Annotated in this window: 14 protein-coding genes; 10 read left to right on the forward strand and 4 right to left on the reverse strand. The window is 40.9% G+C overall.

The features are described from left to right. Window positions 1-34: 34 nt before the first annotated feature. From M9194_RS19780 to M9194_RS19815, 8 genes are all read left to right on the forward strand, one after another. Window positions 35-220, forward strand: a complete 186-nt coding sequence (locus M9194_RS19780; protein WP_250614428.1) for a hypothetical protein — start codon at window positions 35-37, stop codon at window positions 218-220. After that, complete coding sequence (locus M9194_RS19785; protein WP_250614429.1) at window positions 220-1,383, forward strand: phage tail sheath protein; 1,164 nt, start codon at window positions 220-222, stop codon at window positions 1,381-1,383. Before M9194_RS19780 ends, M9194_RS19785 begins: the two co-directional genes overlap by 1 nt. Continuing rightward, window positions 1,383-1,907, forward strand: a complete 525-nt coding sequence (locus tag M9194_RS19790) for a phage major tail tube protein (protein WP_250614430.1) — start codon at window positions 1,383-1,385, stop codon at window positions 1,905-1,907. Before M9194_RS19785 ends, M9194_RS19790 begins: the two co-directional genes overlap by 1 nt. A gap of 63 nt (window positions 1,908-1,970) precedes the next feature. Beyond that, window positions 1,971-2,555 (forward strand): hypothetical protein, encoded by a 585-nt coding sequence (locus M9194_RS19795; protein ID WP_250614431.1) that lies wholly within the window; start codon window positions 1,971-1,973, stop codon window positions 2,553-2,555. Between the two features lie 112 nt (window positions 2,556-2,667). After that, window positions 2,668-5,397: a phage tail tape measure protein gene (locus M9194_RS19800; RefSeq protein WP_250614432.1), complete on the forward strand. Its 2,730-nt coding sequence runs from the start codon at window positions 2,668-2,670 to the stop codon at window positions 5,395-5,397. After that, on the forward strand, window positions 5,394-5,771 hold the full coding sequence (locus tag M9194_RS19805; RefSeq protein WP_250614433.1) for a phage tail protein: 378 nt from the start codon (window positions 5,394-5,396) through the stop codon (window positions 5,769-5,771). The genes M9194_RS19800 and M9194_RS19805 overlap by 4 nt, the downstream gene beginning before the upstream one ends. After that, entirely contained in the window at window positions 5,764-5,985 is a 222-nt protein-coding gene (locus M9194_RS19810) for a tail protein X (protein ID WP_250614434.1), read from the forward strand. The genes M9194_RS19805 and M9194_RS19810 overlap by 8 nt, the downstream gene beginning before the upstream one ends. A gap of 53 nt (window positions 5,986-6,038) precedes the next feature. Then, window positions 6,039-6,974 carry a phage late control D family protein gene (locus tag M9194_RS19815; protein ID WP_250614435.1) on the forward strand — a complete coding sequence of 312 codons (936 nt, stop codon included), beginning with the start codon at window positions 6,039-6,041 and terminating at the stop codon, window positions 6,972-6,974. On the opposite strand, the gene M9194_RS19820 is transcribed toward M9194_RS19815, so the two are convergent. After that, a complete protein-coding gene (locus M9194_RS19820) occupies window positions 6,961-7,113 on the reverse strand; it encodes a hypothetical protein (protein ID WP_250614436.1) in 153 nt (50 codons plus the stop codon). The genes M9194_RS19815 and M9194_RS19820 overlap by 14 nt on opposite strands. A 234-nt stretch (window positions 7,114-7,347) precedes the next feature. Here M9194_RS19820 and M9194_RS19825 point away from each other — a divergent pair, with 234 nt between their 5' ends. Both M9194_RS19825 and M9194_RS19830 read left to right on the forward strand, forming a co-directional pair. Beyond that, window positions 7,348-8,175, forward strand: coding sequence for a hypothetical protein (locus tag M9194_RS19825; RefSeq protein WP_250614437.1), 828 nt, complete (start codon window positions 7,348-7,350; stop codon window positions 8,173-8,175). Between the two features lie 32 nt (window positions 8,176-8,207). Continuing rightward, the gene (locus M9194_RS19830) at window positions 8,208-9,422 is read left to right on the forward strand and encodes an MFS transporter (protein ID WP_250614438.1); all 1,215 of its coding nucleotides are present in this window, start codon (window positions 8,208-8,210) and stop codon (window positions 9,420-9,422) included. Between the two features lie 120 nt (window positions 9,423-9,542). Here the strand turns inward: M9194_RS19830 and M9194_RS19835 are convergent, their stop codons facing one another. The 3 genes from M9194_RS19835 to M9194_RS19845 all read right to left on the reverse strand — a co-directional run bounded on the left by M9194_RS19835 (window position 9,543) and on the right by M9194_RS19845 (window position 11,866). Continuing rightward, complete coding sequence (locus M9194_RS19835; protein ID WP_250614439.1) at window positions 9,543-9,701, reverse strand: hypothetical protein; 159 nt, start codon at window positions 9,699-9,701, stop codon at window positions 9,543-9,545. Window positions 9,702-9,773: 72 nt separating this feature from the next. Then, complete coding sequence (locus M9194_RS19840) at window positions 9,774-10,706, reverse strand: ParB/RepB/Spo0J family partition protein (protein ID WP_250614440.1); 933 nt, start codon at window positions 10,704-10,706, stop codon at window positions 9,774-9,776. 2 nt (window positions 10,707-10,708) lie between these two features. Beyond that, a complete protein-coding gene (locus tag M9194_RS19845; protein ID WP_250614441.1) occupies window positions 10,709-11,866 on the reverse strand; it encodes an AAA family ATPase in 1,158 nt (385 codons plus the stop codon). Between the last annotated feature and the right edge of the window lie 408 nt (window positions 11,867-12,274).

Consider the following 12,274-nt stretch of genomic DNA (forward strand, 5'->3'; position numbering starts at 1 on the left):
CTAGTGCTGGGTTTTCTATTTACAGGACGTCTAAATGGAACAGAAGAAAACCTCAGCACATATCGTGTTGTTTGGGTTCCGTCACCCACGAACTCAGCATTGGGTAAAACAGGGTGACACAGTGGAGCTCACTCCGCGAGAAGCTCGCGATCTTATGTTGGGTTCAGTGAAAAAAGTTGAACCTGCTAAACCCACTACTAAAGCCGTTAAGGATAAATAATGTCACAGATACAAGATTTTACTCATAACGGTGCCGAGGTTCGTTCAGAACGTTCACCAGCTCCTTATGGCCCTTTAGGTAAAACGGTATTAGGTGTGGTTGGAACAGCGCCTGATGCTGATGCCAGCATTCCAAAGAATAAACCTTATCGAGTCTCCAGCACTCGGCTTGCTGCTTTGCTGGATACAAAAGGCAATGAGCGCGGAACGGCTGTGGATTTTTGCAACCAAGTGCTAAAAGTTACTCAAGTGCCAATCTATGTTGTTATCGTGGATGAAGGCGTGGATGAAGCTGCGACCATCAATAACATCATCGGTGGAACGGATGCTGATGGGCAAAGAACAGGTACTCATGCGTTAACGGAATGTACTGAAAAGCCAACACACATTTTTGCTCCTGGTTATTCTAGCAATCAACCAGTAGCTGACGAATTAGTTGCAATTGGTAAGCGTATGTATGCCATTCCTGTGGGAGATGCACCTAATACAACGGACCAAGCCGCGATTACTTATTGTAATGGCTTGCCAGCCGTAGGTACTGGCTATGAAGCTTTCTACTTGGTTGATAACTGGCCGCACGTGTATAGCAAAGCAGAATCTAGCAATGTAATTATTCCTGCATCAACAATGGCTGCAACTTGTTTTGGCCGTGTTCTCCCTTGGGAAAGCCCAGCATCAAACGGTGGAGTGGTGATAGCAGCCCTGTCTCGTCAAGTCGATTACGACATTCTAGACCAGTCTTCTCAGGCCGACTTGCTTATGAAAAATGGTGTATCGGTGTTTGTCGATACCAGCGAAGGTTACAAATTGAAAGGCAATCGTTGTATTCATGGCGACTTCGTTAATAAGAAAGGTCTTGAGTACGCGATCATACGTAAGCTTGCTGCTACTTCAGAAAGCGATATGGGCAAAAACTTGACTGAGCGTTTTATGAACCAGAAGGTGAAATCAGTCAACAGTATGCTTAAAGCCATGATCGTCGAGGAGGCGTTGATGGGTTGTCAGGTCTTTTTGCATCCAACACTTAACAGCACTGAAAAGTACAAAAGTGGTTGCTGGGCAATAGCGATTGAATATGCCGGGTACTCTCCAAATGAACACATGATTTATGTGTTGGATGAAGACGACGGTATCGTAGATGAATTCATCGGGAGTATCTTGTAATGAGTCAAGAATTTGTTTTGATGCAGCGTACTGCCATGCTTAATGGTATTGCGCTGAAATTGGAAATAACCGAGCTTCAAGAGCCAAAGATTGAAAAGGTTTTTACTGATCTATCAGGTGGGAGCTTTAGTAAGCGTGAGAGGTGGGTTGGTATGGAAGCCATGACCGACGCAAAAATCACGCTGAAAGGTGCAACTCCTGAATTGCTTAAAGCACTTGGTGTTCATGGCGGGAAAAAAGTGGCTGTGAACATCTTGGATTCAATGGAAGACGGTGCTGGGAAAGCGTACAAAATTGAGCACAACTGGAGCGGTCAGTTGAAATCAGCGGCTGAGACAGGCGCGAAATCGACAGGTAGTGACTCCGCATTATCTGTACGTGAGCTAGTGTTCAGTGCATTAGATGAAGCGGAAAAAATTGTAAATGGTTCCGTTGAGTACCAATGCAATGCTATTACCGATGAATATAACCTTGGTGATGGTGATGTTATGGCCACGCATCGCCGTAACACTGGTCAGCCGTAAACTTAAAAATTAACTCACTCAAGCCCTCGTTTATAGCGAGGGCTTTTTTGGATGTAAGCCACAATGAAAATTCAAAAACACCATAAATTACTTGTCCCTGTATCTGGGCGAACTAGTGTCAATATTCGAGCATTAACGTATGCAGAAGATGCTGAGTTGGTAAAAAAAGCCACTAAAAAAGATGAACAAGGGGAAGAGCAAGTTGATCCTCAGTCTTTAATCGATCTTAGATCTTGTGCAATGACAGGGTTAAGTTTGGAAGATCTCTTAGCATTGTCTCAACCTGATATAAACACGATTGAGCACTGGAATCATACATTTTCTACTCAAGATTCTGAATCTGTAGCTAGTTTGCTCGATTTTAGAAATTGGACGGTAGGCGATGAGATGATCCCTAAGTTACTTCAGCCTATTAAAGAGCGTAATAGCTATCAACTTAAATACCCAACAGGCCGAGTGACTAGAGCAATGCAAGTTCAGAAAACTGATGATGAGCGTACATTTACTATTTCAATAGGATGTACTGACTTAGAACATGATGAACTGTACCAGTTATCCACTCCTGATTGGACCTATATGCAAAATAGGTTATCTGATTTTTTGTCACAACAGGCGGATTACTTTCGCCAACCGACATCGAGCGAATGATAGACCTTATTCCTATCGTATATAACGTCAGTGAGTCTGAGCTGCTTAGCTGGACCACTGAAAATGCCCTCCGTCGCTATCGTCTAGCAAAAGCCAAGATGGGAATTAAGTAATGGCAGATAATAAGCAAAAATTTAGCATTGTTTTAGACGGTGTAAACCGTCTATCTGCCCCATTAGCGTCGGCAGGGCAAACCATTCGAAAACTAGAGTCGGAAACCTCTAGTGCGAATAATGAATTGAGAAGATTTGATTCTCAGCAAAAACAAATTGGTCAGTATAAAGGGATGCAGACCAATTTAAAGCGTACTAGAAGTGAGATTCAGGCCGCGAAAGCAGCGAGTGCCAGTTATTCTCAAGAGCTAAAACAGGCGCGTTCTGTCTTAAGAGAGCAAGAACAAAAATTAGAGTCCGCTCGAGTAAAGTTAGCTGGGCTTCGCAGTGAAACCGCTAAGTCAGAGCAAGCCAGTAAATCACAGAGAGCTGAATTACGTTTGGCTGAACAACAAGTTCGTCAGCTCGATAAGGCCTATGCTGCCCATGTGAAACAAGTGGGCTCACTTGATAACCAACTTCGTCGCTCGGATAGACAAGTTGAAAAAATCTCTAAGCAGTTTTCAGAGCAATCTGCAAAAGCAGGCCAGCTTAGAAAGCAGTTGTCATCAACAGGAATTAATACTGACGCGCTGGGAGCTGAACAGCTTCGATTAGCACGTCAAACCAAAACAGCAACTGCTGCTTTGGAAAAGCAAAAACATACACTCAAAGAACTCAATGCAATTCAGGCTAGAAAACAAGCTCGCTCTGCTCAGCGTAGTGAGCTTGCTGGTCAGGCAGTTGGTACTGTGCTTGCTGCAGCACCGTTGGCAATGGCAGGTAAGCGAGCCATCGATTATCAAAGTGCCTTCATTGATGTTAAGAAAGTGGTCAATTTTGAAAGCGCGGAGCAAGAGGCAGCTTTCCAGCAAAAAATGAAAGCTCTAGCTGTTAAAACCGGAATGAACCAAGTCGGTATGGCAGAGATTGTGGCCTCTGCAGGTCGGTCTGGCATTAACGGTGAAGATAATCTATTAAAGTTTGCGGCAGAGGCCGCTCAAATGGCTATTGCTTTTGATATTAGTCCATCAGAGGCTGGAAACACTCTTGCCCGCTTTCAATCCACAATGGGATTAGGAGGCAATCGCGCTCTGGGCTTAGCAAAGAAATCTAATATGCTTGCTGATAGCTTGGCAAATACGGAGGCTAAGGACATAGCTGCTGTGTTGGCTCGTCAAGGCTCAACTGCAATGACAGCGGGTTTGAATGAATCTGATACTGCAGCATTAGCCGGTTCTTTGTTTTCTGTTGAAGGTAGTGAAGAAACATCCGCTACAGCATTAAAAAATATTACTGGGGCATTAACAAAAGGATTTGCTGCAACAGGCGCTCAGAAAAATGCTTATAGCATGCTTGGTCTGGATGCCAACGATATTGCGGCAGGAATGCAAGAAGATGCTAAATCCACAATCCTAGAAGTATTTCAAGCAATTGAAAATTCAGATGACGTTGATCGAGGCGCCATTATTTCTCAGTTATTTGGTGAGGAAGTTAAGGGCGCTGTAGGTAAGCTTATTGGTAACATGCATGGAGAACAGGGTCTTATTAAGACTTTTGAACGTGCGAGCAATACAGCCAAGGCTGCAAGTGCATGGGAAGGGGAACTGAATAAGAGACGAAAAAGCTCTCAGTTCTTGCTAGATCAATCTAGCTCTTCCATCGACCGATTAGTTACAGCTTTTGGTAATGGCCTAATTCCTGTTGTTGAGACCTTTGCTCCTATGGTAACGACTGTTGCTAATGCGTTAGCCAATGGATTGGAACAGTACCCAGAAGTTGCTACAGGTATCATGGCGATCACAGGCGGTCTTATTGCTATGAAGACCGCCACTATAGGCTGGAAGTTGGGTAAGAATCTGCTTGGTGCAGGTAAAGATTTGTTAGGTGAAAAACGACTTAAAGGTTCATTAACCAATACTCGCTATGCAGCTGATAATGCATCTAACTCAATCAATAGATTAAATAGAAGTTTAAATGGACTAGGGTCTGGAGGTATAGGGTCTAGTTCTAGGGAAAGAACAAGAAGAACGGGTCGTATTGCTTCAGCCGGAAGGCGTTTGGGTCGCAACAAATGGGCGCGTCGCCTTGGCTTACTTGGTGGTGCTTCTGCATTAACTATGACGCCAAGTGTCGCGATGGCAGGTGACACATTAAATATGGGTGCTGGTTTGCTTGATACGTTCAGCAGTTTGGCTGAAATGGCACCAAGTACTGGTATGTTGGCTGGAGCTGGCTCAATAGCAGGGAAATTAGTTCGCCCCTTAGGGGTTGTTGCAGGCTCCATTGGCTTAGTCAATGCGATTAATAACGGTAATGCCTCTGATATAGGTGGAACTGCTGGCGACTTGGTTGGTGGTATGGGCGGTGCCGCAGCAGGTGCAGCTTTGGGATCTATGATATTGCCGGGGATAGGTACCGTTGTTGGTGGTCTTCTGGGCGGTATTGGTGGTAGTAGCGCTGGTGATTGGATTGGTACCCAAATTGGTGGTTGGTTTGGTTCAAATAAAACCGATTCACCGGGTAGTACACAAGAGCAGAAGCAACTTGCACAGATTGCTAACAATAGTTCGACTAGACAAGATAATCGGAAGATTGAAATTAAGGTGGAAGTTACACCTACAGGGAATGCTGATTATGACCAAAAAGTTGGTAATGATATTGCTCAGAAAACAGCAATGGCATTGGCTAACGTTTCTCCTCCTGACTATGACATAGCACTAGGCACGAATTTGGGAGATGTATCGTGACACCTCAATTAATCCTAGGTGATTTCCCCTTTACCGTTGCTTCTCAAACTCAATATGAAGGGCTGGTTAGAGCTAGTTCTTCGGGGTGGAAGAAGCAAGGTAGAGTTGGTCAAAAGCCGAAAAAGCACCTTTCAGAAATACCTCTCGATAGAATTACTTTAAAAGGAAAATGGTTTGGAGAAAATGCTGAATCAGCAATGACTAAACTTCGCAATATGCGTTTTGAACCTCATGTATTGTCTAATTCACAGGGAATCAACTTGGGTTTTTGGACCATAGAATCCATTACGGAAAATCAAAAGAGAATTGGTCGAGATGGTTTAGCTCAAATCGCTGAGTTTACTATTGTTTTGGAGGAATCACCTGATGAGTAAGCGCATACGTTCTATTGACGGTGATACTATTGCCGATATTACTTGGCGAGAATTGTCATTGGACAATGACGATATTGAAGAAGCCGTTTTTCAACTCAACCCTCATTTGTATGAACTAATAGGTACAGAAGCTACTTTACCTGCAGGCATAGAGGTTTTGTTACCAGAGATAGTGGTACAAGATACAACGAAAGCGGTGAATGTATGGGACTAAAGCCAAGTTGTTATATATCAGGGCCGGGAGAAGCTATCATTAATGCTAATCTTATGTCTTTTGAACGACAAGATGCACCAGGCAATAAATCAGACACATTAAAGCTAGTAATCTGTACGGCTGATATTGATGGTGTTCCTAAAGCCGATGCTGAAATTCGTTGGTTTGAAGGATATAAAGGCAAGGAAGTCGACAAGGGTCTTTTTACTATCACAAGAGTTATTCCTCAGTTATTTCCTCCTCAAGTTACAGTGATTGCGACTGCGGTCCCATTCAAAATTAGCGATCCTACAGGAATCAAAGAAAGGCGTTCCAATAGTTGGGAGAATGTCAGCTTAGGTAGTATTTTTCGAGAACTGGTAACGCCTCATGGATTTTCTCCTAGAGTCGATCCAGAACTCGAAGGGATTGAAATAGACCACATTAGCCAAACAGATGAAACCGATACTGCTTTTCTTCGTCGTCTTGCTAGAAAATATGATGCGGTTTCAAAGCCCGTAGATGGCCTCTACGTGTTAGCGCGAAGAGGCAAGGTCAAAACGATTACGGGTCAAAATATTCCTGTAAAAACCATCTCTGTTCCCAATATAAACACCCCTTCCGAAATAGGATTCGTTAATGCGGCTACAGACAATCCGAGTAAAACTCGATTTAAAGGGGTTATTGCTCGCTGGAAAAATGTCAACAATGGAGCTGAAGAAGAGGTACGGAAAGGTAGTAAGCCATTTAAAAAACTGTCTGATGTTTTTGCTAGTCAAAGCGAAGCTAACTCTGCTGCAGAGTCGTCACTAAGAGAAAATGACAGAAAAGGTCGAACCTTACGTATAGATATGGAGGGTGATCCTTTTGTTGTTGCTGAAGGGCTAATACAATTAGATTCTACTTGGCCAGAACACTCTCAGGGTTCGTATTCTTGTGACAAAGTTATCTCTAGATGGTCTTATAGCTCAACTTACCGACTTCATGTAACAGCAACTATTCCTCTTTAACCGTCTTCTCTATTGCCATCTCTATCAGTGCAATCAATGTGTTGGTTGCACTTTCAACGATATCCTCATCAAGAACCAAACCGGGTTGTAAGGCATTCATTAAGATTTTCGCTTCTCCAATAACATGCTTACCTTCCATAACTACTCTCCACGGATATAACTAACATCCATACATTAAAATAAACACCTTAATATCATTTTTGTTTTTTTAAAGTTTTTCCAATAACTTTAAGTAATAGAAATCTCAATTAATGAAAGATAACCTCGCTGTTTTTTTATATTAATCAATGCCATTCAATTATGTGAACCTGATTCATAGTTCATTTTATGTCACATATGAAAAATAAAAAGGTTCCTAAAATGGGTACCCTATATGAGAATGTTTTTTGATGAAAATAATCAATGGCTATGTAAATATAATAATTATCGAGGCTTTAAAATGGATATCCAAAGTGCAAGAGTTGAGTTAGCTTGTAATACTTTTAAAAAACATGTCAGCAGTTTTAATGTTAATCATGTGGCTGTTAGTAGCTTATGCTTGGAAACTAATAAAATAGACTCTCTTTGTAGTGACTACCGTTGGCACGTTGACTACTGGGGGATGGGTCTATATAAAAAAATTGGGAAGAGGTGTGAGCCGGGCCTGAGATACTGGGACGAACTGGATAATGAACATAGTAGATTGGTTTTTGAAAAAACCAATTCCCAGTTAAAGGTTGATTTTGCTACCCGACATGGCAATTTTATAGAAATATTTTCAATAGGGATGAAGAATAGAAATTCAAGATTTGAAATAAGTGAAATAATAAGAGCAAAACCTAAAGTTAGTAACTTGCTACATATAATATCAAAAGAGCATGGATTAGAAAAAATACAAGTTCCAAACACTCCATCCGGTGAACTTTTAGTAACAAGCGATAGTGACATTGAAGGAAAATATTATAGGTTTGGTGATATAAGATTTACAAAAAAAGAAATGGAAACCATTAGGCTTCTTCTTCAACTTAGATCACCTAAAGAGATATCCTGGTACCATAGTTGTACCTATGAAGCAGAAAAGAAGAGAATAAATAATATCAAGGAGAAATTAGGGTGCAAAGGCTCCCCATTATCCTCTGTACATGATGCGCTCAACTTTTATGGAATTACTTTGTCTTGTGCAATAAACACATTGAAATATCCTCTTAATGCACATGTTTAGTGATATTTTTCAATAAATATAGAGAAATTAAAATGTTAAGTTGGAAAGAAAAGCTAGGTGTTGTTTCTGGCAACGCACTTGAATATTATGACATTGCTGTATTTGCTGCAATTATGCCATATCTATCTCATATCTTAGAGAAAAGTGGATTGAATGATTCGACCTATATTGTCTGGGGTATTTTTGCACTGCGATTTTTAATTAGGCCTTTCGGTGCTATTGTAGTGGGGAAGATTGCTGATGCTAAAGGTAAAAAAAATGCACTGATTTTAACGAGTACATTAACGGGCTTATCTGCGTTAACAATGGCATGTTTGCCTGTCAGTAGCTTAGGAGAGTCGGTAGCAGTTATATTCTTATTATTGCAAATGATTCAATCATTTAGCTTTGCTGGAGAGTTCCCTACAATCACTCAATACTTGCACAGAAATACCAGCAGTAAAGAGTCTGGTATCGTCAGTAGCCTGATTGTTGCTAGCTCGTTAATCGGAGTGATCTTGTCATTTCTAGTTGTCTTTGTGCTTCAATCATACCTTTCCAAAGCACAAATGCAGGAGTTTGGCTGGAGAATACCGCTTTTTATCGGAGTCGTTAATATTGGCATTAGTTTTTGGTTTAGAATGAAGCTTTCTGAAGAAGTAGAGTCATCCCAAAACACACGACCAAAAAATTATGATGCCCATTCAATTTTTAGAATGTTTTTAATTACGGCATCAGGTTCAGTAGCTTTCTTTATTCCTTCATTCTCTAGTGGGATTATTGCTAAATCATTACATTTAGAACACTTTGGTATTATCAATACGGTGATGCTATTTGTATTCATGATTATTGTAGGATTTTTGACAGATAAAATCAGTAATCCAAAGAATAGCTTTCGATTGGGGTTATTGTTGGCGCTATTGTTCCAGTATCCTCTTTACTATTTCATTGTAAAAAGTGACTCTGTTGCTTTGCATTGGTTCGCGTTAGCCTCAATTACGTTCATATCAGCAATGATACTTAGTAATTTAGCAGGTGTATTATTTTCTGTATCTTTTGGAAGTACAGTTGATCTAGGTCTTGGTTATAATATTTCTTCAGCCACTTTTGGTGGACTAAGTCCTCTAATTGTTCAATATGTCTCGTCCTTTGGTACTCAATATGTCGGCTTGTATGCATCTCTGGCTGCTTTGCCTGCTTTAGCTGGGTTGTATCTCTATAGAGAGAGAAAGCAGTCGAGTAAGCTTGAGCCAGCGTATCTTAGGTAAAATACACAAGGCACTCTAGAGTGCCTTGAACTACATACATCGATCAAAGTGTTGTTATAGCTAGTACGACAGATGTGATGAGTATTATCCAAATTGCATCTTTAATGGCGTCACCGAACATCATTGCCTCCTAGCTAGCTCTTGGTAACAGGCTTTGGCAATGGCTTCGCCCATGAAGCCACGCTGCGTCTTTAACCAGTCAATAACTAGATGTGCAGGTAAGTGAATGATGTCCGCTACTTTTTGCGAACGAATGGTGCTATAGTCATGATTCGACATAATGACGTTCTCCCGGCTAAGGTTTATGTTGTTGTGTCTCGACCCCCTGTTACAGCAGGGGGTTTTGTTTTATCAGCAGTTATCCAAAGCTTCTTTTGATAACGTTTGCTCAATAAACTCTTCTATCTTCTTCCTAGAATCATCCGAAATCTTCGGTATCTTGATGGTGGCATTGCCATTCTTCATTGTTACAGTGGCCCCCATTGCTAATTCTCTTGGTTTTACTTTATCTGATTTAGTTTCAGCCAACACATTAGCGAACATGGTCACCAAATCTTCCGCAGAGTACTTTCTCTCTTCTTTTTCTATCCACCAGCTTTGCATTTCATCTTCCAATCGCTCTTTTTTCTGCTGATTAGCTTTATCCATAAGCTTATATAGACGTTCACCTTCGTTAACACTGAGATCGTTTGGAGAAGCAAAACACTGAATAAAAAGCTTGGGTAGTTTGGCTGTATTGATGTACTTCATTAGCATTCTGCGTGATAGTTTCAGCTCTTCAGCCGCTTTCTCTTGATTGCCGCAGCGAGCCAATATTTTTCTATACCTCGATCCCTTTTCGTATGCTGATACGCCTTTATACTGGTTACCTACATCTGATAGGTGTCTCATTTGGTTATCATTTAAACCACCAACCCAGATGAAATAAGGTTTCTTAAAATGTATTGAGCTAAAGCGACGTCGGCTTCCTTCTGCAATTTCGATGACACCTGCTACCTCTCGGCCTATAGCAGGGAACTCTTGGCCATGCTCTTGGTATGAATCTGCAATGTCGGAAATAGCAAACACATCTAGCAGTTCCTGGTCTCGTTCATTCTCAAGAAAAACCATAGTGCGTTTCTCTATATGTTCTGGAGCGATTTCAACTAGCTTGAATGTTACTTCTGCGCTAAGGACATGTTTGGTCATGGTATCACCAGCGCTTAGCTTGCCTTTTTTCTGCCGTTTTACAGCTTGAACTGAGACGCTAGTTGGTTTTGCTTTAATATCTATATCATTGCGCATGGTCATTCCTCAGCCCATAGTGGCTTTATTAAGTCGTTTAGAATTTCGTTGAAAGTTGCATCAAAAATATCAGTAGCTCTTTTCCAAGCTGCGGGTGTTGAACGCTCACTTGAATCAGCTTGTTCATATATTGTTGCCATACGGCGCTGACCTTTTCCTACTTCATCGGTGTGGTAGCAACCGTTGAGTATTGGAAGCCCTCCCCAGAACTGGCGCATATCCAGCAGGTTTTGATTGCTTGATGTATTGCTTCCACCTAGTTTTGTAGGTAGTACTCGTACAATTGGTTCATGTGTACATTCAACACCATTTGGAGCATAAATATCTGATATTAGGCCCATTAACTGGCATGTCGAGTTAATGTCGTTTACTTCAGTTGAAGTCGCAATTAAGGTTATGTCACTAGCACATATCATGTTGGTTGTGCCAATACCCAAATCTGGATGTCCATCCACAATGACGATATCGTAATGGTCTTTTAAACCATCAATCCCAGCTTGAAGCATTTGGTGTAATTGGTGTTCTAGCTCGGCCTCTGGCATTTCACGTTCAAGGCGTTGAAGTTGTAGATGGCTAGGCGTTATGTGAAGATTTGGCCAAGCTGTTTCTCTTACGCAATATGATAGGTCATCTTTGTCACCTAGCATGTAGTCGAGAACAGTATCTTCTGCAGTGGTGTTTATTTCTGGGTGATACCCGAAATACATTGAAAGATGAGCTTGGGGATCGATATCAATGCACCAAACTCTATATCCTTTCAATGATAGCCATTGCGCTAAATGGGCTGCAGTAGAGGTTTTCCAACACCCACCTTTACCACCAGGAATGGATAGAACAACAGCTTCCATGTCTTCTGGTCTGTGTGGCCTAGTTCCAAACACTTCCCTCATGTTTTCGATTTGGGCCAGAGTAAAGCCCTTACGTACAGGTCTATTTGCCTTTGTGTCTTTGTATTCAGGAGTTGGTAACCTGCCTTCTTTTTCAGCCTTAACTATGGATTGACGTGTTACACCAGCTAACTCTGCGGCTTCATTTATGCCAAATCTACGTTTTAAAATACGTGCTGCTGGTGAATCATCTCCGAATTTTTTTTTGGCTCTATCAGACATCCAGTTGTTTGCTTCGCTGATGCAAGCTTGCATCTGCTCATGTAGTGACATGTTTTTCTCCCTCGGCTAGGTTTACACAATTTATACATGTTAACCGTATTTATGTAAACCTATATTTTAAATAGTAAACCTTTTACGTGATGAAAGTCTTACTAGTTATGAAAATCAAATGACTAATTTTTCACCATAATGATTTCTTTAGTTATATTTTGATGTAATTTTAAAGGTTTATTTCACACTTCCTATTTTTAATTGAATAAAATCAATTGCTTATGAATAAACAGGAAAAGTAGGAAGGATAGATGTTCATAGCTGTAACCCTTACTACCGCCAATAATAATCAAGATATAAATCTAGATCATTAACCTTAATTATTATCAACAAAAACAAAAGTTACTTTTTTATAAATTACATTAAAATAAACCAAGATAATAATAATGTTACTTTTTATTAAACATG

This window comes from Vibrio sinus, assembly GCF_023634645.1.
GTDB lineage: Bacteria > Pseudomonadota > Gammaproteobacteria > Enterobacterales > Vibrionaceae > Vibrio > Vibrio sinus.